General features: G+C 32.1%; 19 protein-coding genes. 10 read left to right on the forward strand and 9 right to left on the reverse strand.

The annotated features are described in order from the left end of the window. Positions 1–51: 51 nt before the first annotated feature. A complete protein-coding gene (locus AC1XJX_RS10985; RefSeq protein WP_482004029.1) occupies positions 52–1,749 on the forward strand; it encodes an AMP-binding protein in 1,698 nt (565 codons plus the stop codon). Between the two features lie 192 nt (positions 1,750–1,941). Here AC1XJX_RS10985 and hutI read toward each other — a convergent pair whose 3' ends face one another. The 3 genes from hutI to hutH are packed head-to-tail and all read right to left on the reverse strand — an operon-like array spanning position 1,942 to position 6,680. Then, a complete protein-coding gene (gene hutI, locus AC1XJX_RS10990) occupies positions 1,942–3,180 on the reverse strand; it encodes an imidazolonepropionase (RefSeq protein ID WP_482004030.1) in 1,239 nt (412 codons plus the stop codon). Then, a complete protein-coding gene (locus AC1XJX_RS10995) occupies positions 3,180–5,177 on the reverse strand; it encodes a urocanate hydratase (RefSeq protein ID WP_482004049.1) in 1,998 nt (665 codons plus the stop codon). Before AC1XJX_RS10995 ends, hutI begins: the two co-directional genes overlap by 1 nt. Before the next feature lie 12 nt (positions 5,178–5,189). Next, positions 5,190–6,680 carry a histidine ammonia-lyase gene (hutH, locus tag AC1XJX_RS11000; RefSeq protein WP_482004031.1) on the reverse strand — a complete coding sequence of 497 codons (1,491 nt, stop codon included), beginning with the start codon at positions 6,678–6,680 and terminating at the stop codon, positions 5,190–5,192. 94 nt (positions 6,681–6,774) lie between these two features. On the opposite strand from hutH, the gene AC1XJX_RS11005 reads away from it, so the two are divergent. The 4 genes from AC1XJX_RS11005 to AC1XJX_RS11020 all read left to right on the forward strand — a co-directional run bounded on the left by AC1XJX_RS11005 (position 6,775) and on the right by AC1XJX_RS11020 (position 11,540). Continuing rightward, a complete protein-coding gene (locus AC1XJX_RS11005; protein ID WP_482004032.1) occupies positions 6,775–7,653 on the forward strand; it encodes a LysR family transcriptional regulator in 879 nt (292 codons plus the stop codon). 186 nt (positions 7,654–7,839) lie between these two features. Further along, the gene (locus tag AC1XJX_RS11010) at positions 7,840–8,415 is read left to right on the forward strand and encodes a DUF6090 family protein (protein WP_482004033.1); all 576 of its coding nucleotides are present in this window, start codon (positions 7,840–7,842) and stop codon (positions 8,413–8,415) included. Positions 8,416–8,820: 405 nt separating this feature from the next. After that, a complete protein-coding gene (locus AC1XJX_RS11015; RefSeq protein ID WP_482004034.1) occupies positions 8,821–10,659 on the forward strand; it encodes a DEAD/DEAH box helicase in 1,839 nt (612 codons plus the stop codon). 104 nt (positions 10,660–10,763) lie between these two features. After that, positions 10,764–11,540, forward strand: a complete 777-nt coding sequence (locus AC1XJX_RS11020) for a carboxypeptidase-like regulatory domain-containing protein (protein ID WP_482004035.1) — start codon at positions 10,764–10,766, stop codon at positions 11,538–11,540. A gap of 56 nt (positions 11,541–11,596) precedes the next feature. Here the strand turns inward: AC1XJX_RS11020 and AC1XJX_RS11025 are convergent, their stop codons facing one another. Beyond that, positions 11,597–12,253 (reverse strand): TrmH family RNA methyltransferase, encoded by a 657-nt coding sequence (locus AC1XJX_RS11025; RefSeq protein WP_482004036.1) that lies wholly within the window; start codon positions 12,251–12,253, stop codon positions 11,597–11,599. A 25-nt stretch (positions 12,254–12,278) separates the two neighbouring features. On the opposite strand from AC1XJX_RS11025, the gene AC1XJX_RS11030 reads away from it, so the two are divergent. Both AC1XJX_RS11030 and AC1XJX_RS11035 read left to right on the forward strand, forming a co-directional pair. Then, the gene (locus AC1XJX_RS11030) at positions 12,279–12,959 is read left to right on the forward strand and encodes an SIR2 family NAD-dependent protein deacylase (protein WP_482004037.1); all 681 of its coding nucleotides are present in this window, start codon (positions 12,279–12,281) and stop codon (positions 12,957–12,959) included. 144 nt (positions 12,960–13,103) lie between these two features. Continuing rightward, positions 13,104–13,898 (forward strand): transglutaminase domain-containing protein, encoded by a 795-nt coding sequence (locus tag AC1XJX_RS11035; protein ID WP_482004038.1) that lies wholly within the window; start codon positions 13,104–13,106, stop codon positions 13,896–13,898. A gap of 1 nt (position 13,899) precedes the next feature. Here AC1XJX_RS11035 and AC1XJX_RS11040 read toward each other — a convergent pair whose 3' ends face one another. Beyond that, positions 13,900–15,540 carry an ABC-F family ATP-binding cassette domain-containing protein gene (locus tag AC1XJX_RS11040; RefSeq protein WP_482004039.1) on the reverse strand — a complete coding sequence of 547 codons (1,641 nt, stop codon included), beginning with the start codon at positions 15,538–15,540 and terminating at the stop codon, positions 13,900–13,902. Between the two features lie 111 nt (positions 15,541–15,651). Here AC1XJX_RS11040 and AC1XJX_RS11045 point away from each other — a divergent pair, with 111 nt between their 5' ends. After that, a complete protein-coding gene (locus AC1XJX_RS11045; RefSeq protein ID WP_482004040.1) occupies positions 15,652–16,098 on the forward strand; it encodes a KTSC domain-containing protein in 447 nt (148 codons plus the stop codon). Here AC1XJX_RS11045 and AC1XJX_RS11050 read toward each other — a convergent pair. After that, the gene (locus tag AC1XJX_RS11050; RefSeq protein WP_482004041.1) at positions 16,095–17,333 is read right to left on the reverse strand and encodes a glycosyltransferase; all 1,239 of its coding nucleotides are present in this window, start codon (positions 17,331–17,333) and stop codon (positions 16,095–16,097) included. The genes AC1XJX_RS11045 and AC1XJX_RS11050 overlap by 4 nt on opposite strands. A 76-nt stretch (positions 17,334–17,409) precedes the next feature. Next, entirely contained in the window at positions 17,410–17,883 is a 474-nt protein-coding gene (locus AC1XJX_RS11055; RefSeq protein WP_482004042.1) for a heme-binding domain-containing protein, read from the reverse strand. A 41-nt stretch (positions 17,884–17,924) separates the two neighbouring features. Between AC1XJX_RS11055 and AC1XJX_RS11060 the strand changes: the two genes are divergently transcribed. Together AC1XJX_RS11060 and purB are read left to right on the forward strand one after the other, a co-directional pair. After that, positions 17,925–18,494 carry an adenylosuccinate lyase gene (locus tag AC1XJX_RS11060; RefSeq protein ID WP_482004043.1) on the forward strand — a complete coding sequence of 190 codons (570 nt, stop codon included), beginning with the start codon at positions 17,925–17,927 and terminating at the stop codon, positions 18,492–18,494. Between the two features lie 72 nt (positions 18,495–18,566). Continuing rightward, positions 18,567–19,910 carry an adenylosuccinate lyase gene (gene purB / locus AC1XJX_RS11065; protein ID WP_482004044.1) on the forward strand — a complete coding sequence of 448 codons (1,344 nt, stop codon included), beginning with the start codon at positions 18,567–18,569 and terminating at the stop codon, positions 19,908–19,910. A 260-nt stretch (positions 19,911–20,170) separates the two neighbouring features. Here purB and AC1XJX_RS11070 read toward each other — a convergent pair whose 3' ends face one another. Together AC1XJX_RS11070 and AC1XJX_RS11075 are read right to left on the reverse strand one after the other, a co-directional pair. Beyond that, positions 20,171–20,713 (reverse strand): DUF4252 domain-containing protein, encoded by a 543-nt coding sequence (locus AC1XJX_RS11070; RefSeq protein ID WP_482004045.1) that lies wholly within the window; start codon positions 20,711–20,713, stop codon positions 20,171–20,173. A gap of 11 nt (positions 20,714–20,724) precedes the next feature. Beyond that, positions 20,725–21,285 carry a DUF4252 domain-containing protein gene (locus tag AC1XJX_RS11075; protein ID WP_482004046.1) on the reverse strand — a complete coding sequence of 187 codons (561 nt, stop codon included), beginning with the start codon at positions 21,283–21,285 and terminating at the stop codon, positions 20,725–20,727. Positions 21,286–21,401 lie beyond the last annotated feature (116 nt).

Below are 21,401 nucleotides of genomic sequence, written 5' to 3' on the forward strand. Positions count from 1 at the left end.
TAAGCGCCAGCCGCTTCATATTGCAACCGTTAGTTGCAATAAAAATATAAAATGGATATACTTAATTTTTTCACAGAAGTAAACAGTAAGATCGAAAAAGGAGAGTTGAATACACTTTCTCACTTACCACTCGACAAACCCGAATACTTCAATTGGGTAGAAGATATATTCTATCCCATGAATGTGGTGGATCGTGGAAGTTCTGATGCTCTGATTTGGAGATATAAAGATTCGAAAAAAGTATTTTCTTTTGAAGCTGTTTATAAATTATCAAATAAACTGGTAAATTTTATCAGAAAAAATGGTGGACAACAAGGAGACACCATTTACTCGGTATTACCCTTAATTCCTGAAAATTGGATAAGTTTATTAGCGACCATAAAAGGGGGCTTTATCATCATGCCTACCGCTACAAATCTCACAGCTCATGACTTGCTGTACAGATTTAACACCTTGCTGCCTAAGATTATTATTTCCCACAGCGATTGTGTTGAAGTAATTGACGAAGCCGAAAAAAAGCATGGCGCACGAATAGGACTTAAGATTATTTTAGGTGGTGAAAAGGAAGGCTGGCATAGTTTTGAAAACATTCATGATGAAGAAGCTGATTCGACTTCGGTAAAAACTAAATCTGATGATCCGTTTCTGTATTTCTTTACCTCTGGAACAACAGGCCTACCTAAAATTGTTGTTCATACACACTTTACTTATCCTTTTGGACATTTAACGACATCTTCCTGGGTGGGATGTAAAAAAGGAGACATCCATTATAATATTTCATCACCAGGCTGGGCAAAATTTGCATGGAGCAGCTTCTTTGCTCCATGGAATTGTGGTGCAACAATATTTGCGAATCAAGTAGACAGTTTCGTTGCAAAAGAGCAATTAAAGGCAATGGAAGAATTTAAGATTACAACCTTTTGTGGTTCGCCTACGGTAATAAGAATGTTGATTCAAGAAGACATAAGTAACTTTAATTTAAGCTTAAGGTCTTGTTGTGCTGCGGGTGAGCCCTTGAACCCTGATGTTATCGACAAATGGGAAAAAGCTACGGGGGTTACCATCCGTGATGGATATGGACAAACGGAGACAACGGCATTGATTTGTAATTTCTTAGGAAATCGCTTAAAACCCGGGTCAATGGGGACGCCCACATTCTTGTATAATATTGGAATTTTTGATGATGATGGAAATGAAGTTCCTCCTTTAGAAGAGGGTGTAATTTGTATTCAACTGGACAACGAAAGAATAAATGGCCTCTTTATAGAATACCTGAATGATGAAGAAAGAACGGCAACAGTTTTTAAACATAACTTATACTATACTGGCGATAAAGCCTATAAAGATGAAGATGGATATGTTTGGTTTGTAGGCAGAAATGATGATGTTATCAAAGCCTCCGGATATAGAATTGGTCCATTTGAAGTAGAAAGTGCGTTAATAGAACATGAAGATATTTTAGAGTCTGCTGTGGTAGCAAGCCCGCATTCAATGAGAGGCTATGTAGTAAAGGCATTTATTATGCTTAGAGAAGGCGTTACGCCAAGTAAGCGATTGGCAGAAGACCTGTTTTCATTTTCTGAAAAACGATTGGCAAAATATAAAGTACCAAGAATAATAGAGTTCCCGGAATCATTACCGAAAACAATTAGTGGAAAAATAAGAAGGATAGAACTAAGAGCTAACGAAGCCAGTCATCGTCTAAACCCAACAAATAAGGAACATGAATATTTCCATGCAAAATATTGACTCATGCAGCTAACAAGGTGTAAAGTGAATACCCTAAGGGATACGCACCTTACACTAACCGTTAAACGAACCACTCCAAAACATCTAATGAAAGCTCTTAGTTAGCAGATAATTGCGTTAACGATTGCAGCGGCATCCTTTTTTGAGGTACGAAAAAAAGATATAGCGAAAAGCGTGTTAAAACGCCCATAATTAAATAATTTCTTGTCCTTTTATATAAACCTTTTCTATTTGATTTATCCCAAAAGCATAAGGAATAAAATTATAAGAACTTATAGGTTTTGTTAATATTACATTAGCTAATTTCCCTTTGGTGATTGAACCTACTTTGGTTTGTAAACCCATGGCATAAGCGCCGTTTATAGTAGCTGCATTGATAGCCTCTTCTGGTGTTATTTTCATTTTTATGCATGCCAAAGCCACCACAAAACTCATGTTACCTGATGGTGATGACCCAGGATTAAAATCGGTTGCAATTGCTAATGGCAAACCTACATCAATCATTTGTCTGGCTGGAGTGTAAGGAATACCTAAAAAGAAAGAACAACTTGGCAATGCTACCGGCATTGTAGTGGTGTTTTTTAAAGACTCTACATCTTCTTCTCTCATTATTTCTAAATGATCGAGTGAAAGTGCATTAAATGCTAAACCTGCCTGCACTCCTCCAATAGCATTGAATTGATTTACATGGATTTTAGGTTGTAAACCATAGTTTTTTCCGGCTTCTAAAATACGTTTAGTATCTTGTACCGAAAAATAGCCTTCTTCACAAAAAACATCAATATAATCGGCTAAACTAGATTTTGAAATTAAGGGAATCATCTTATTTACAATAAGATTAATATATCCTTGTTTATCATTTTTAAACTCATTTGGAACTGCATGCGCACCTAAAAAAGTTGCTTTTATTGGTAGCGGATAATTTTCTTTTAAGCGCTTAATAACTTTTAAAATTTTTAACTCAGATTCTACAGTTAATCCGTAGCCAGATTTAATTTCGATGGCGCCTGTGCCAAGTTTAATAACCTCATCTAAACGGGATTTACTTTGGTTGTATAAATCGTCTTCAGAGGTTTCTTGTAGTTTTTTAGCTGAATTTAAAATACCACCGCCTTTATTGGCAATGTCTTGATAAGACAAGCCTTTTATTTTATCTACAAACTCGTTTTCTCTGTTTCCGGCGTAAACTATATGTGTATGCGAATCGCACCAAGAGGGTAAAATCATTTTCCCTGTAGCATCAATAACCTCTGAAAAATTGTGCTTTGGACAGTTTTCCATAGTTCCAAAATCACTAATCAATCCATCTTTAATGACTAAAAAAGCATTTTTTATGGTTGGAAGCTTATTCATATCTTTTCCTGATAGAAAAGTAACAGGTTTGTTTCTTACTTGAATTAACTCTTTTATATTTTTAAATAGTGTAGCCATTAAAATAAGTTATTTAAAATATCGTCTTCAACAAGATTAGGTAAAGTTACTTTTAAATTTGGAGTTCGAGACATTTCTCGTTTTATAGCAAAAATAGCTTCATCATTTCGTGCCCAACTTCGGCGTGCAATGCCATTATTTACGTCAAAAAACAACATGCTTTTTAAACGTTTTTCGGCTTCTTTAGTACCATCTAACAACATCCCAAAACCACCATTAATAACTTCTCCCCAACCTACTCCACCACCGTTGTGTATGGAAACCCAAGTAGCACCTCTAAAGCTATCACCTATCACATTATGAATGGACATATCTGCTGTAAATTTACTGCCATCATAAATATTTGATGTTTCTCGATACGGAGAATCAGTACCACTAACATCGTGATGATCGCGACCTAAAATAACTGGACCAATAATGCCTTCTCCCACAGCATTATTAAAAGCTTCGGCAATTTTGGCTCTACCCTCAGCATCGGCATATAAAATTCGTGCTTGAGAACCAACTACCATGTTGTTATTTTTGGCATCTTTTATCCAAGTGATGTTATCTTGCATTTGCAACCGAATTTCGTCTGGAGCTGTTTTCATAATTTCCTGAAGCACATGCATCGCTATTTCATCAGTTTTATCTAAATCTTCTGGTTTTCCAGAGGCACAAACCCATCTAAACGGACCAAAACCATAATCAAAACACATAGGACCTAAAATATCTTGAACATACGATGGATATTTAAAATCGATATTATTTTGTGCCATAACATCGGCGCCTGCTCTTGATGCTTCTAATAAAAAAGCATTACCATAATCGAAAAAATAAGTGCCTTTTGCTGCATGTTTATTTATGGCTGCAGCATGACGTCTTAATGATTCTTGTACTTTTTTTTTGAAAACTTGAGGTTCTTCACGAATTAATCGGTTGGATTCTTCATAAGAAACATCTACAGGATAATAACCTCCTGTCCATGGAATATGCAGTGAAGTTTGATCAGAACCAACGTGAATAAAAATAGCTTCTTCATCAAAACGTTCCCAAATTTCAACGATATTTCCAATATAAGCAATAGAAACTATCTCGTTTTTTTGTTTAGCCTTTTTTACTCTAACAATTAAAGCTTCCATAGAGTTGATTAAAACATCTACCCACCCTTGTTCGTATCGTTTTGTTGCAGCCTTGGCATTTACTTCTGCACAAATAGTAATACAACCAGCTATATTTCCAGCTTTAGGTTGTGCACCACTCATACCACCTAAACCGGCAGTTAAAAATATTTTTCCTTTAGGTGATTCTCTTTTTGGTAAGATTTTTCGAAAGGCATTCATTACTGTAATGGTTGTTCCATGTACAATGCCTTGCGGCCCAATATACATAAAGGAACCTGCCGTCATTTGTCCGTATTGCGTAACACCCAAAGCATTAAATTTTTCCCAGTCGTCTGGTTTTGAGTAATTAGGAATCATCATACCGTTAGTAACAACTACTCTTGGGGCATTTTTAGATGATGGAAACAAGCCCATTGGATGACCTGAATACATATGCAACGTTTGCTCGTCCGTCATATGCGCTAAATACTGCATCGTTATTAAATACTGTGCCCAATTTTGAAAAACACCACCGTTACCACCATAAGTGATGAGCTCTTCTGGATGTTGAGCAACTGCTGGATTTAAGTTATTTTGAATCATGAGCATAATGGCCGCTGCTTGGGAACATGTTGCAGGATATTCAGAAATTGGTCGTGCATACATCTCATAATCTGGTTTAAATCTGTACATATAAATTCTACCAAAGGCTTTCAACTCCTCTGAAAATTCTACAGCAAGTTCTTTATGCCAATCTTTAGTAAAATAACGCAACGCATTTCTTATGGCCAATTGTTTTTCTGCAACTGATAATATATCTTTTCGTTTAGGCGCTCTATTAACATCCTTAGAAATGGTAGGTTTTTTAGGTAATGTTGATGGAATACCTTGTAATATAAGTTCTTTAAAAATCATCTTCATATGCAATTATTTCACTATAAAAACTTGATTTTTCACCATAGAAATTAAGGTATTGATATCGTCTTTAAGAATACGATCTTCTTCTAGTTTATCTACCTTAGTTCTAATGATTTCGAAATTTCTTTCTATAATTTTAGAAAATGTATTTGGTCTTCTAAACTCCATCGATTGTGCTGCATACATGAGTTCGATAGCTAATATTTTTTCAAGATTTCCTAAAATTTGATTGAATTTTCGACCAGAAATACTACCCATAGACACGTGATCTTCTTGCCCTAAGGAGGTTGGAATACTATCTGCTGATGGCGGAAAACAAAGTGATTTATTCTCGGTAACTAAGGCCGCCGTAGTGTATTGTGGAATCATAAATCCAGAATTCAAACCACCGCTTGCTGTTAGTAAACGTGGTAATCCATATTTACCTTCAAGGAGAAGATAACAACGTCTGTCTGCAATATTTCCCAATTCTGATGCGGCAATTGAGTTATAATCTAGAGCCATTGCTAGTGGTTGCCCATGAAAATTCCCTCCTGAAATAGCTTCTGTTTCACTTAATACAATAGGGTTATCGGTTACCGAATTCATTTCAATTTCTGCCAGTTCTTCTAAATGATAATAGGCATTTCTTGAAGCCCCATGTACTTGAGGAATACATCGCATAGAGTAGGGATCTTGAACACGTGCACAATTTTCGTGAGATTTTATATTATTAGAATCTTTAAAAAGCATACGCATGCGCTCAGCGACTACTAAATTGCCTTTAAAGGGACGAATGCTATGTAATAATTCTTTAAAAGGCGACTCGCTACCCTGGTAACCTTCTAAACTCATCGCGCCAGCTACATCAGCTAAATCTAGTAAATACCCCATTTTATGTAAGCCTGTTATGGCATGTGCTAGTATAAATTGTGTACCATTTATAAGAGCCAAACCTTCTTTAGCTTGCAACTCGATAGGTTGTAAATTATGCTTGTTTAAAACGTCCATAGCTGGAACCAAATCATCATCTATCCAAAATTCGCCCTCACCAATTAAAGGTAAAAAAAGGTGTGATAAGGGTGCTAAATCTCCCGAAGCACCAACAGAACCTTGCTCTGGAACCACTGGTAATAAGTCGTTTTGAATAAAATAAATAATACGTTCTATAACTTCTAAACGAATACCAGAAAACCCTCTACTTAAAGCATGTACTTTGCAAATCATCATGATTTTAGATAATTGCTTATCTATAGGTTTCCCTACCCCTACGGCATGCGTAATTAATAAGTTTTTTTGAAGTAAACTTGTTTGTTCTGGCGAAATTTTAACATCGCACAATGGTCCAAAACCAGTGTTAATACCATAAATGGCTTTGGTTGAAGCTGCCATAACTTCTACCTTCCTTCGACACTCAATAATTTTAGTAACGGCATAATAAGATAAAGAGGCTTTTAATAATCCATTGGCTATTGCCATTACTTTATCTACTGTAAGCTTATCAATTCCGTATACAAACATGTGCTGAATAAATATAAGATCTAAATCTGTTTATTACAAATTTATTGATATTTTTGATGCTTATTAATACTAATATATTTAATAATTAATAACCATGAGTTATCAATTAGAATTTAGACACATCAAATATTTTTTAGCTATTGCAGATGTTTTACACTTCAGAAAAGCTGCTGAAACACTTTTTATTTCTCAACCTGGATTAAGCAGACAAATAAAAGAAATGGAAGCACATTTGGATGTTAAATTATTTGAAAGACATAATAGACAAGTAAAACTTACACCTACCGGAATGTATCTAAAAGAAGAGTTATCAAAAAACTTAAAAAACTTAGATACTATTTTAAATCACGCCAAGTTGCTTGAAAATGGTAAAGACGGTAAGTTAAACTTTGGCTATGTAGGTTCTGCAATGCAAAAAATTATTCCAAATTTGCTGTTAAAATTCACTAAAGATCATCCAAATGTGCTCTTTAGTTTAAAAGAAATGGACAATAGCAAACAAATTGAAGGACTGTTAGCCCAAGATATAGATATTGGGTTTGTAAGGCTCGACAGAATCCCTAGAGGTTTAGAAAGTCATCCTATTTTAAAAGAGCCTTTTTGTTTGGTTTTACCTAAAAATCATGCGATTGATGCTTCAAACTTTAAAAATTTATCACAATTTAAAGAAGCACATTTTATTTTATTCGATCCAGAATATAGTGCTTCCTATTATGAAAAAGTGATGACTATTTTTGATGAAAGTGGTTTTAGCCCTTTGGTTTCTCATAACACTATTCACGCAGGTTCTATTTATAAATTGGTAGAAAACAACTTTGGTATTTCGATAGTTCCAAAATCATTAATAAACGAGAACAATTCAAATTTAAAATTTATTGAATTACATAAAATAAAGCAAAGAACCACACTTTATGCAATTTGGAATAAAGAAAATAGAAATCCTATATTGGATAAATTCATTCCTTTATTGTAAGTTAATATTCTTAATAATTTGATTAATGGAATGATTTCAAGACTAACAGAAATTAAATAATAAATTTTATAGTTTTAGTTGGGATTTGACTTTGAAAAAAAAATCATATATCTTCGTTTAGTAACAGATATAAATTATTAAAACAATTTATTATCAAGTAGTTGTACAAAATAAATATAGGGTTAAATGAAAAAGAAAAAGAAGGTCGTATACATTTTTCAAGAAATTGTAATCGTTGCAATTGGTATATTAATTGCTGTTTCGATAAGTAACTATAAAGAAAATGTAGACAACGAGAAGTATATCGAAAAGACACTATTGGCTATAGAAAATGAAATTAAATCAAGTCAAATAGAAGTAGATAGTGTATTAAACAGACACCTAAAACTTTATGAAATAATTGATAATGAAATTGGTAATAATGAACAGACGCTAAGCGAAATAATAACAAGTTCGGGAGGTTTTCAAGTTGCATCTATAAAAAATGTGAGCCTAAGATTTTTTATTTCTAATAAGGCTGAACTATTAGAATTTCAAATTATATCGCAATTATTGGATATTGAATCACAAACCAATATTCTCTCTGATAAAATAAAACGTTTAGCGGATTTTGTTTATGATAATCTTAACGAAAGAAATGATGAAGTAAAAATAAAATTTTACCATTTATTAGCAGATGTGATTGATGGTGAGCAAACGCTTTTAGAATCTTACTCAAGTTTACTTGACGATAATAAAGGTTATATTAATAAACATAAGTAAATAAAAACTATTCTGAACACTTCGCATAGCCTGAGTACTAAACAGTCCGAATTAATAAAAACAACTAATTAAACCTAATAATTCTCAAATAATTGTATTAACACTTGAACGGTTCGCCTTTGCGCACCGCTGATTAATTGTTTAAGCTCCCTGACAAGGGAGATAGCGCAGTGAAATGTTTAAATTTACGAATTCCAAAAAATAAAATACTTTTGAATGCTTAAAGCATCTTAAAACTGCAAAAAATTGTTTATTCAAATAAAAGCTTATCTTTGCCGCTTGAAATCCGGGTTAAGGATTAAAATTCCTCAGAGTGAGGATGTGTTACTAGAAGTTTAGGTTTAAGTATGTCGATTCCCTTCTTATGTAGCACTGCATAATATAATCGAATACTTATACACAAGAATGAACACATTCCAAGAACTAGGTCTTAATGAAGACTTACTGCAAGCTATTACAGACTTAGGTTTTACAAAACCTAGTGAAGTACAAGAAAAAGCAATTCCTATTTTATTAAACAATGAAACTGATTTGGTAGCATTAGCACAAACAGGTACAGGAAAAACAGCTGCTTTTGGCTTCCCAATGTTACAAAAAATTAATATTGATAGCAGAACAACGCAAGGTTTAATTTTATCGCCAACTAGAGAGCTTTGTTTACAGATTACCAACGAAATGAAATTGTATGGTAAATATTGTAAAGGACTTAATGTTGTAGCTGTTTATGGAGGGTCGAGTATTACCGATCAAGCTAGAGATGTAAAAAAAGGTGCACAAATTATTGTAGCAACACCAGGGCGAATTAAAGATATGATTAGTAGACGTTTAGTTGATATTTCTAAAATTGAATATGCTGTTTTAGATGAAGCTGATGAGATGCTAAACATGGGTTTTTATGAAGATATTACAGATATTTTATCCAACACTCCAGAAGATAAATGTACTTGGCTATTTAGTGCAACCATGCCCAAAGAGGTATCTGTTATTGCTAAAAAATTCATGGAAAATCCACAGGAAATAACTGTTGGAAATAAAAATGAAAGTACTAGCCAAGTGTCTCATGAATATTATTTAGTAAACGCCAGAGATCGATACAATGCTTTAAAACGTTTAGCCGATGCTAATCCTGATATTTTTTCAGTTGTATTTTGTAGAACCAAACGCGATACCCAAAAAGTAGCCGAACAACTTATAGAGGATGGTTACAATGCTGGTGCTTTACACGGTGATTTAAGCCAAAACCAACGTGATTTGGTAATGAACGCCTTTAGAAAAAACCAAATCCAGATGCTTGTTGCTACTGATGTTGCAGCACGTGGTATTGATGTTGATGATATTACACACGTAATAAATTACCAATTACCTGATGAAATTGAAACTTATACGCATCGTTCTGGACGTACAGGACGTGCTGGAAAAACGGGTGTTTCCATGGTTATTGTTTCAAAAAGTGAAGTTAGAAAAATAAAAAGTATCGAGCGTATCATCAATAAAGCCTTCGAGAAAAAAGATATTCCAGATGGTATGGAAATATGCGAAGTACAATTAATGTCGCTTGCAAATAAAATCCATAACACTGAGATTAACCATGAAATTGACAAATATCTTACCAATATTAAAGAGATGTTTGAAGACACAACCAAGGATGAATTAATTAAAAAATTCTTCTCAGTTGAGTTTACGCGTTTCTATAATTACTACCAAAAATCTAAAAACTTAAATATTGCTGAAGGTTCTTTTGATAGAGATAACGATCGTGAAGATGGTCGTGAAGGTAGAAGAGATTTTGGTGGAAAATCTGATTCTACAAGATACTTTATAAATGTTGGTAGTAAAGATGGTTTTGATTGGATGAAGTTAAAAGATTTCTTAAAAGAACAATTAGAGCTTGGTAGAGATGATGTTTTTAAAGTTGAAACAAAAGAAAGCTTCTCGTTTTTTAATACTGAAAACGAACTTAAAGAAAAAGTTTTAGCATTTTTTACTGACTTTAAACACGAAGGTCGTTTTGTTAATGTAGAAGTTTCTGAAAACCGTGGTGGAGGCGGTGGCGGAAGACAAGATAGAAAAAGAAGTGGTGGAAATCGTGATGAGAGAAAAACTAGTTCTGGCAACAGAGGTGATAGACGAAGAAGCGAGGGTGGATCAAAACCTAGACGTTCTGGAGGTGATTCAAATTCAGATAGATCACGAAGATCAGATTCTGGTTCAAGACCTTCTGTAGCTAGACGTTCTAGAAGATAGCTCATTTTTTTGTTAATTTTAAGTCAAAATAAAACTTTCAGACCTAGTTTTGTTATTTAGTTTAGTACTTTTATAGCAAAATTAGTGCTGATTAAGAAAATTATATGAAGAATACGCTAATCCTATTTATGCTTTTATGCTTTTCCTTTGTAGGAAAAGCTCAAGAGATTGATAAAGTTTTTGGCGTAGTTATTAATGCTTCCGATGATGTACCCTTAGAAAGTGTAAACATCGTTAATCTTAATCAAGTTATTGGCACTACCTCAAACAACAAAGGAGAATTTTCCATTACTGCTAAAGTTAATGATACCCTTCACTTTTCATATTTAGGTTTCAAATCTATAAAAGTTAGAGTAACAAATGATTGGATAAAGTTTGGAAGTTCTAACATAGAATTAACAGAATTAGCTCTCGCTCTAGAAGAGGTCGTTGTAAATCAATTAAAGCTAACAGGCTATTTAGAAGTAGATATTAAACAAGTACCTGTGATGAATGATAATTACAGATATAGTATTTCTGGTTTATCAAGTAAAGGTTATGAAGCTGGTAAAACATCAGGCTTAACCAAAGTTATAGGCTCTATTTTTAATCCTGCAGATTTTTTGTATCGTATGTTTGGAAAAAAACCAAACGAATTACGCAAACTGAAACAGATGAAAGAGGATGATGAAATTAGAAATTTATTAGCCTCTCGTTTTGATAGAGAAATGCTAACCGTACTATTACAAGTAGATAGAATAGATTTGGATGAAATAGTGAACCAATGTAACTACTCAAAAGGGTTTATTCAAAGTGCTAACGATTTACAAATTTTGGATGCCATAAGTGAGTGTTATGAAGAATATAAACTATTAAGTAGAGGAAGAAGTAAAAGATTATAAACTTAATATAAAAAAATTATTAAAGAGGAAATCAATATTGATTTCCTCTTTTTGTATCATTTAGTTTCATAAAAACGAGCAACAATATCATCATAACTTTTTAATGTTTTTTTACACCAATCTAAACGTTTATCAAAAATTTCATTTTGCGATAATTGCCAATTAATACTTGTTTGTTTTAGTTTGGTTGTAACCTCTTGAAGTATAATTGCTGCAGAAACTGATATATTTAAACTTTCGGTAAAACCAACCATTGGAATTTTTAAGTAACAATCTGCAGCATCTAAAACTTCTTGAGATAAACCTTCTGTCTCTCTCCCAAAGAAAAAACATGATTTTTTAGTTACATCAAAATCATGTAATAACGTATCGTTAGTATGTGGTGTTGTAGCAACAATTTGATAGCCTTTCAATTTTAAATCATAAATACATGCTTTTACAGAGTTGTATCTATTTAAATCTACCCATTTCTGAGCTCCCATGGCAATTTCTCTATCAATACGCTTCGTGTTTCGCTCTTCAATTATATTAACTTCCTGCACACCAAATACATCGCAACTTCTAATAACTGCACTGGTGTTATGTAGTTGATAAACATCTTCTGTAGCTACTGTGAAATGTTTGGTGCGTTGTGATAAAACATTTGAGAATTTTTGCTTTCTAGAGTCGGTTAAATATGTTTCTAAATGTTCTAAAAGTTTTAAATCTATCATGCACCAAAATTAGTAAATTTATAACATGAAAAAACATATAGTTATACTAACGGGAGCTGGTATGAGTGCCGAAAGTGGTATAAAAACCTTTAGAGATGAAAATGGTTTATGGGAAGGCCATGATGTTATGGAAGTTGCAACCCCTGAGGGATTTAGAAAAAATCCAGAATTAGTATTAGACTTTTACAATCAACGTAGAAAACAATTATTTGAAGTAAAACCAAATGAGGCCCATAAATATTTAGCTAATTTAGAAAAAGGTTTTAGCGTTTCAATTATTACTCAAAATGTAGATGATTTGCATGAGCGTGCTGGCAGTAGCCGTGTTATCCATTTACATGGTGAACTATTAAAAGTAAGAAGCACGTTTAATGAAACTGATGTTTTAGAGTGGAAAAAAGACCTAATCTTAGGAGATACGTGCAAAAAAGGTTATCAATTAAGGCCACATATTGTTTGGTTTGGAGAAGATGTTCCGATGATTGAGCATGCTGTTGAAATTTGTGAAACCGCAGATATTTTGATTATTATAGGAACTTCAATGCAAGTATATCCTGCAGCCAGTTTAATGCATTATGTGCCAGAAAACACGCCAACTTATTTTATTGACCCAAAGCCAAGCATAAATAGTGGAAAGAATTTAACCGTAATACCAGAACTTGCAACAATTGGTATTAAACAATTGATAAAACTACTTATACCATGATATTTGTTATTTTAAGATGATTTTTTTATTCTTATTTTAAAATACCACCTAGATTAATACATAAAACACAAGTAAAATACAGTTTTATTATCCTAATTTTATAATCTACTTTTATTAGATTTAATATTTAAATATAAATGGATTATGTTATTACGAGTAAGCTGTAAATTGGTATTTAACATTGAAATACCCACGCCATTTATATTAATGTTAAGACCTAGAAGTGGTGCAAAACAATGGATTGCTAGTGAAAAATACACTATTAAACCAAAAATAAAAGCCTACGAATACACAGATACTTACGGGAATTTATGCCAACGTATTACAGCACCTCCTGGTTTATTTACCATATCAACTAAGGCTAATGTAAAAACATCAAAGGATGTTAATATTGAAAAAAATGCGCCTTTTGTACAAATTGAAAATCTTCCAGATAATGTTCTTATTTATTTACTTCCAAGCAGATACTGTGAATCAGACCGGTTTAGTGATTTAGCTAATAATATAACATTAAATCAATTACCTGGTTACAATCAAGTAGAAGCTATTGAAACTTGGCTTAAAGACAACATAGCTTATATTCCTGAAAGTAGCAACTACCCTATTTCGGCTATAGAAGTTAATTACAAACAACAAGGCGTATGCAGAGATTTAGCTCATTTAGGGATTGCATTATGCAGAAGTTTAAGTATCCCCGCACGTATGGTAGTTGGTTATTTACATGAATTGAAGCCGATGGATATGCATGCATGGTTTGAAGCTTTTGTGGGTAACCAGTGGTATATTTTTGACGCTACACAAACTCAAAAAAAAGGGAGCTATGTATCTGTTGCTTATGGTCGAGATGCAGCAGACGTTCCTATGTTTAATCAATTTGGACCAGCAGCTATTCCGATTAAACAAACGATAAAGGTCGAACTGCTGGATGATTCATTTTAATTTACTTATTTTTTAAATCTATCTGTTTTAAATTCTCAATACGATTACGAACCAAAAAGTCATCAATGGTTTCAAAATGCTCAATAACACGTTGATCTTTAAATTCGAAAACTTTTTGAGATAACCCTTGCAGAAAATCACGATCGTGAGAAACCAGAATCAAAGTACCTTCGAAATTCCTTAAAGCCTCTTTTAAAACATCTTTAGATTTTAAATCAAGATGATTTGTTGGCTCATCCAGAATCAATAAATTAACTGGCTCCAAGAGTAATTTTACCATGGCTAATCTTGTTTTTTCTCCACCAGAAAGTACACTTACTTTTTTATCAATATCATCTCCTTTAAACATAAAACCCCCTAAAATAGTTTTAATTTGCGTACGTATATCGCCTTCTGCAACCTCATCAACCGTTTGAAAAATAGTTAAGTTATCATCCAATAAAGAGGCTTGATTTTGAGCAAAGTATCCTACTTTTACATTATGCCCTAAAGCACAATGCCCTTCAAAATCGATTTCACCTAAAATAGATTTAATCATCGTTGATTTTCCTTCACCATTTCGTCCAACAAATGATACTTTTTCACCACGAGCAATAGACATATTAGCATTTTTAAATACAATATGTTCATCATAAGATTTTGATAAATCTTTAACCGTTACTGGATAATCTCCAGATCGCGGTGCTGGGGGAAACCTTAATTTTAAAGCAGAAGTATCAACCTCATCAATTTCAATAATTTCTAATTTCTCTAGCATACGTTCTCTAGAACTCACTTGATTCGTTTTAGAATAGGTGCCTTTAAAACGTTCAATAAAAGCCATGTTATCAGCAATAAATTTTTGTTGTTCTTGGAATGCTTTAATTTGATGTGAACGTCTATCTTCTCTTAATTGTAAATAATGAGAATAATTTGCTTTATAATCGTAAATACGCCCCATAGTCACTTCAATAGTTCTATTGGTAATATTATCAATAAAAGCCTTGTCGTGAGAGATAACCATAACCGCTTTGGCTTTATTCAGCAAAAAGTCTTCTAACCAAATAACAGATTCAATATCAATATGATTAGTAGGCTCATCCAATAAAATGAGATCTGGTTTTTGTAATAAAATTTTAGCCAATTCAATCCGCATGCGATAACCACCACTAAATTCACTTGTTAATCGATTAAAATCTTCACGTTTAAAACCTAAACCTCTTAATGCTTTTTCTACCTCAGCATCATAATTAACATCTTCTAAGGCATAAAATTTTTCTCCTAAATCTGATACTTGTTCAATAATTTTCATGTACGAATCAGACTCGTAATCTGTTCTGGTTTCCAACTCTTTGTTTAAACGATCCATCTCGTCCCGCATGGTAAATACATGATTGAAGGCTTTTGAAGCTTCCTCAAAAACAGTACAATCATCCTTAGTTAACAAATGCTGAGGCAAGTAGGCTATCACGACATCTTTTGGAAAACGCACATGCCCTCTACTCGCTTTCTGTTTTCCAGAAACAATCTTCATCATTGTAGATTTTCCTGCACCATTTTTACCCATTAGGGCAATTTTATCATTTTCATTTATAGTGAAAGACACGTCACTAAACAATGCACTACCACCAAACTCTACTGCTAAATTATCAACTGAAATCATAGTATATTTTTGAAAGCTGCAAAGCTATTAAAAAACAAGATAGTATGAAGAAATATTAAAGTAGATTCATTTAAAAGACTATCTTCGCGCCTTATTTAGAAAAAAAATCACATGAAACGTATTAGTGAATACAAGAAATTGTTTGGTATTGAGAATGATATGAGTTTAAAAACTCTAAAAACTACTTATAGAAATTTGGTAAAAGAATGGCATCCTGATAAGTTTCAAGCTGGTGATGAAAAAGGAATCGAAGCAGAATTAAAAAGCCGACAAATTATTGATGCATATCATTTTCTTGTAAGTATTTCTCCTGAAACGAAAGCAGCTAATTTAGATTCTTTTAATGAAACTATTTGTGCGCCAATTATAGATTGGCAACACAAAGGCATGGTTTTAGAAATAACATTTTTAGATGGTGAAACTTATGAGTTTTTTGGTGTAAATAAAGCATTATACATCAAACTTTGTCAAGCTGATAAGTTAACGCGTTTTGCCAAACGCAACATATTTAATAACTTTTTGTATCGTAAAATTAAAAAAAGTGAAGTGGAAGCTTAATTAATTTTATTCTTTTCTTCAATCCATTTACTCATAAACTTGGTGCTTTGAATGGTATGATGATGTAACATTTGTCCTGTAAAATTATTCATGCGTTTTTGCTTTAAAAATCTAACATTCTCATTTATTATTGTAATTAATTTATGTTGAAAATAAGGTTTATTAAAACGTACATTTATAATATTAAATCCGCTTTGTTGCTTTTCTTTCCATAGAATTTCATCGGTATAAAGTTGCACACACTTTTTAGCAAACTCTTCTGGATTATCTTCAATAAAACCATTAGGGTTTAATGCTCCAAACATACCCTCTGCTCCAATAGTTGAAGTTACGCAAGGAGTACCATTTTGCATGGCATCTACTAATTTCCCTTTTAAACCAGCACCAAACCTAATAGGTGCTAAACAAACTTTAGATAGTTTCATAACTTTATTCACATCATCAGCAAAACCTTTTATTAAAAAACCATATTTTTCGTTGTGTAGTTGCATAACTTTTTGTGAAGCATAAGCACCATAAATATTTAAATGTACCTTGGGTAATTGTTTTCTTATTAATGGCCAAATAGTTTCTTTTAAATATAAAACTGCATTATAATTGGGTTCGTGCAAAAAATTACCAATGGTTACAAAGTGCTGTCTTTCGTTAAAATCTGGAAGTTTTTTAAAACTTTCATCATTAATAACTTCTAATTGAAAAGGCAAATAAACTAGTAGTGCTTCATCAACTTTAAAATCATTTTTTAAAATCTGCATTTCAGACTCAGAAATAATCAAACTCAAATCACACCTGTATATACTTGCAATTTCTCGTTTAGCAATATCGTTGAATAAATAAGAAAGATCAAAAGGCTTATTGTCTTTAAAGGCTAGATGCCTTCCTTTTCTTAAGCAATGTAAATCTTCGGTATCTAAAATTCTTAAAGCATCCGGACACTGCTCTGATACGCGCCAGCCAAATTGTTCTTCCATCATAAAACGGTCAAACAAAACAACGTTTGGATTCAGTTTTTTTACAAAAACATCAAAACTAGGATTATTTAGTTCTATAGTTTTTTGAGAAACCCCAATAGATTCAAGATCAAAAGCGTTTTTACTTTTTGAACAAGGGGAAGCGAAAGTTATTTTGTAATCACTAATCTGAAACGCATCAATTAGCTGCAAAATCCTGCTTCCTGCAGCAGAACTTTTTGGTTCTGGCCAAACAAAACCGATTATTAAGAGGTTTTTTACCACTAATTCAAAAATATTTTTTCAATGTAAAATTTTCTATTTTTTTTGGATATAAACTATAACCAAAAAACAGAAATAGTTACTCTGGTTTTGGCTCAAGGGCATACATCATTCGTACATTTTTTGCCCAATCTACAACTGATTTTATTTGATTGTCTGAAAGTTTTGCTTCACTATGTGTCCAAGTGTAAGACTCTAATGGCATTTCTTTTTCTTCAACCATTTCAATAAGTTCTTCAAATTTATGATCTTTTCTCTTCACAGAACTACCTTCCCAATTAGACATATTAAAATGTTTTTTACCATCTTTAACATGATCATTCAACCAATAATTAACTGGTGTTATATTATTGTACCAAGGATATCTTGTAACATCACTATGGCAGTCATAACAAGTTTCTTTTAAAATTAGTTTTACATCTTCAGGCGGATTAGTTTCAGCTAAAAAGGGCTCAATAGAACTAAGGTTTCCTAGATTTTTTTCTGGCCCAAAAAATTGAGCAACAACAAACACCAACAATAATGCTAATAATATCTTTTTTATTAATTTCATTTTAAATAAATTTAGAAATATAAAAATATGAAAATTATTCCATGACACTTGAAGAATTCTATAAAGAATTGAGCTTTGTTGATGCTAGTAAAAAAAGTAGGCTAAAATATGCCGATATGGTTTTAAAAGACATGAACTTATTTCCGAAACTTTTAGAAATTATGTTTATGGTTGATGATAAAGTATCTTATCGTGCTGCTTGGGTTTTTGAGTTTGTTATTAATGATAATATTTATGCTTTGGTACCTCATTTAGATTTTTTTACAAAGAATATCCATAAAATTCATTTAAACTCTGCAGTTCGACCAGTTGCAAAGGTGTGTCAATTTATAGCAACAACTTTCTCTTCTAAGCAACAAAATACAATAAAAAAAACCTTATTACCCGTGTATGAAAAACGCATTGTTGAATCTTGTTTTGATTGGTTAATTTCCAATCAAAAAACAGCCACAAAAGCTTATACAATGGAAACACTTTTTCTATTTGGAAAAAATTCAAAATGGATTTATGAGGAACTGTCTGAAATTTTACAGCAAAACTTTCAAAGCGAAAGTGCTGGTTATAAATCCAGAGCTAAGCACATTTTAAAAAAAATTAAAAAAATCCAATAATAAGTTATTAATTCAAACTTTACACTTCTAACTTTCTTTGTATCTTTGCAACTTCAAAAAAACAAAGCAAATATGTTATTATCAGCATTAAATGCCATCTCACCAATTGATGGAAGATATAGAAATAAAGTAAATGAATTAGCTAATTATTTTTCTGAAGAAGCTTTAATAAAATATCGTGTTTTAGTTGAAATTGAATACTTTATTGCTTTGTGTGAAATCCCTTTACCACAACTTAAAGCTGTTGAAAATTCAGTTTTTGAAAATTTAAGAGCTATTTACAATGACTTCTCAACGGATGATGCACTAGCTATTAAAAAAATTGAAAGTGTTACAAACCATGATGTAAAAGCCGTTGAATATTTTATTAAAGAAAAATTTGATGCTCTAGGATTATCTCAATATAAAGAATTTATCCACTTTGGTTTAACCTCACAAGACATAAACAATACAGCAATTCCTTTAAGTATAAAGGAAGCTATGAATGATGTGTATGTCCCAGAATATTTGATTATCCTAAATAAACTTAAAGAATTATCAAAAGATTGGGCATCCATATCTATGCTAGCAAGAACGCATGGGCAGCCAGCATCTCCTACCCGACTTGGTAAAGAAATAGCCGTTTTTGTGGTGCGTTTAGAAGAACAATTCAATTTATTAAATGACATCCCTAGTGCTGCAAAATTTGGCGGAGCTACTGGTAATTTTAATGCCCACCATGTAGCTTATCCGAATATTGATTGGAAAGCTTTTGGAGGTAAATTTGTTCAAGAAAAATTAGGTTTACAGCATTCATTCCCAACAACACAAATTGAACACTACGACCATATGGCGGCGCTTTTTGATACCTTAAAGCGAATTAATACTATAATAATTGATTTAGATAGAGATATTTGGACCTATGTATCAATGGATTATTTTAAACAAATAATTAAAGCCGGCGAAGTTGGAAGTAGTGCTATGCCTCATAAAGTAAATCCGATAGATTTTGAAAACTCAGAAGGAAATTTAGGTATTGCTAATGCTATTTTTGAACATTTATCTGCTAAATTACCAATATCTAGATTACAAAGAGATCTTACAGATAGTACGGTTTTACGTAATGTTGGTGTGCCTTTTGGACATACAATAATTGGTTTTAAATCCACATTAAAAGGTTTAAATAAGTTATTATTAAACGAACCTAAATTTGCAGAAGATTTAGAAAATAACTGGGCAGTAGTTGCTGAAGCTATTCAAACTATTTTGAGAAGAGAAGGCTATCCTAATCCATACGAAGCATTAAAGGGTTTAACGAGAACTAATGAAAAAATTAATCAAAACTTAATTTCTAATTTTATTGATACATTAGAAGTATCTAATACAATAAAAGAAGAATTAAAACGTATTACCCCTAGTAACTTTACAGGAATTTAATTTTTTATGTTAAGCAACAATCAATCTTTAATACTAACCGGATTTTTAGCAGGAAGCATTTTTGTTTTCGGTATTCTAGACATCCTTGATAATTTTGTTGTTTTAACTGGTTTTACACTTGTTTTTTTAGCTATCATTATAAACTTGATTTATACCATTTCAAAAGTCAAAGTAAATCCCAAGAACCAAGACGATATAAATAAAAAAGCTTCCTTGTAAGGAAGCTTTTTTATTGTTTTCATATTTAAATGAATTCCTATTTACTTAAAAAAGTTCATAATATCTTGAAATTTAGATGTCTCCATATTAGAATTTTGCATAGTAGAAATTAAAGTCATCATTTTTTCCGGATTCATATTATTTCCCAAAATTCTAACAATTCCAAAGCCGATTTCTTTTGAACTTCCAAAAACAATAACCTCATCTGCTTCATCATCATCACCAACATATTTTACAAGTATTTTATTGCCTTTATCACTAAACTCCATCAAATCATTATACTTACTGTTCTTCAATATAGTTTTAACTTTTTCAATTTCAGAGCTATAAGCTTCCATATTAGAATCATTAGACTTGTAACCTAAAAAATTTAATTTACTAACAGATGCATAAGCTTCTAACTGCTCTTCTGTAAAGTTTGATTTATCAATTTCTATCATAGAAAGTGGTAAATCTTGAGTAATAAAATTTTTAGATTCCTGATTGTCTACATAATAGCGTTGTAAACTTACCTCATTACCACAGCTAGTTAACATAACTGTGGTTATAAAGGTGTAAATAATATATTTGATTGTTTGTTGCATGATTGCTGTTTTTATTTACTTTTTTCTAAATGTTTCCCTCCTGGAATATTCATCTTATCAGTAAGTTTAGAAATCTCATTTAAATTAATGTCTCCAGTAAGTGAAACCACTACAGTTTCAATTTTACGCTCTTTACCATTAATTTCAATTTTATCATCCATCTTTTTATCTATGCCATTCACAAATATTAAAAGCTCTTTTACATGGTCTGAATCTTTTCCTTCTTTTACATAGAAGTTTACATTGGTCCCATCATCTCTAACTTCCATCAATTCTTCAAGCGAGCTAGCACGAGATTTTACCCATTTAGATATATCTGCAGAAATCACTTTGTTATCTGTTACAATGGTTTTAAAGCTGGTAATACTATTAACCATATCCATAAAAGCTCTTGCCTCAGGATCATCTACGTTAATACCCATTTTTGCAATCATTTGAAACATTTTAGGTTTAATGGATACATAAGTAACATTAGAATCGTCGCTATACTTTTCAAAGATATCCTTTTGTGCCATCCCTGTTAATGGTAATAACATAATCGCCATTACAAATACTATTAATTTATTTTTCATCGTTTTTATTTTAATTTATTATTGTTTTGTTTTTACTATTTTTTAAAAATTTAAGGGGCCAAATGGTTAAGAAAATTAAAAAATCCATAATTAAAAAAAAAGTTGCAAGCACAAAC

This window comes from Flaviramulus sp. (genome assembly GCF_982512915.1).

Bases quoted from the DNA above. Each gene is read 5' to 3' on its own strand.
- AC1XJX_RS10985 (WP_482004029.1), top strand. From the start codon at position 52: ATGGATATACTTAATTTTTTCACAGAAGTAAACAGTAAGATCGAAAAA.
- AC1XJX_RS11010 (WP_482004033.1), top strand. From the start codon at position 7,840: ATGAAAAAGAAAAAGAAGGTCGTATACATTTTTCAAGAAATTGTAATC.
- hutH (WP_482004031.1), bottom strand. From the start codon at position 6,680: ATGTTTGTATACGGAATTGATAAGCTTACAGTAGATAAAGTAATGGCA.
- AC1XJX_RS11025 (WP_482004036.1), bottom strand. From the start codon at position 12,253: ATGATAGATTTAAAACTTTTAGAACATTTAGAAACATATTTAACCGAC.
- AC1XJX_RS11035 (WP_482004038.1), top strand. From the start codon at position 13,104: ATGTTATTACGAGTAAGCTGTAAATTGGTATTTAACATTGAAATACCC.
- AC1XJX_RS11070 (WP_482004045.1), bottom strand. From the start codon at position 20,713: ATGCAACAAACAATCAAATATATTATTTACACCTTTATAACCACAGTT.
- AC1XJX_RS11075 (WP_482004046.1), bottom strand. From the start codon at position 21,285: ATGAAAAATAAATTAATAGTATTTGTAATGGCGATTATGTTATTACCA.
- AC1XJX_RS11005 (WP_482004032.1), top strand. From the start codon at position 6,775: ATGAGTTATCAATTAGAATTTAGACACATCAAATATTTTTTAGCTATT.
- AC1XJX_RS11045 (WP_482004040.1), top strand. From the start codon at position 15,652: ATGAAACGTATTAGTGAATACAAGAAATTGTTTGGTATTGAGAATGAT.
- AC1XJX_RS11020 (WP_482004035.1), top strand. From the start codon at position 10,764: ATGAAGAATACGCTAATCCTATTTATGCTTTTATGCTTTTCCTTTGTA.
- AC1XJX_RS11030 (WP_482004037.1), top strand. From the start codon at position 12,279: ATGAAAAAACATATAGTTATACTAACGGGAGCTGGTATGAGTGCCGAA.
- AC1XJX_RS11015 (WP_482004034.1), top strand. From the start codon at position 8,821: ATGAACACATTCCAAGAACTAGGTCTTAATGAAGACTTACTGCAAGCT.
- purB (WP_482004044.1), top strand. From the start codon at position 18,567: ATGTTATTATCAGCATTAAATGCCATCTCACCAATTGATGGAAGATAT.
- AC1XJX_RS11055 (WP_482004042.1), bottom strand. From the start codon at position 17,883: ATGAAATTAATAAAAAAGATATTATTAGCATTATTGTTGGTGTTTGTT.
- AC1XJX_RS11060 (WP_482004043.1), top strand. From the start codon at position 17,925: ATGACACTTGAAGAATTCTATAAAGAATTGAGCTTTGTTGATGCTAGT.
- AC1XJX_RS10995 (WP_482004049.1), bottom strand. From the start codon at position 5,177: ATGATTTTTAAAGAACTTATATTACAAGGTATTCCATCAACATTACCT.
- AC1XJX_RS11040 (WP_482004039.1), bottom strand. From the start codon at position 15,540: ATGATTTCAGTTGATAATTTAGCAGTAGAGTTTGGTGGTAGTGCATTG.
- hutI (WP_482004030.1), bottom strand. From the start codon at position 3,180: ATGGCTACACTATTTAAAAATATAAAAGAGTTAATTCAAGTAAGAAAC.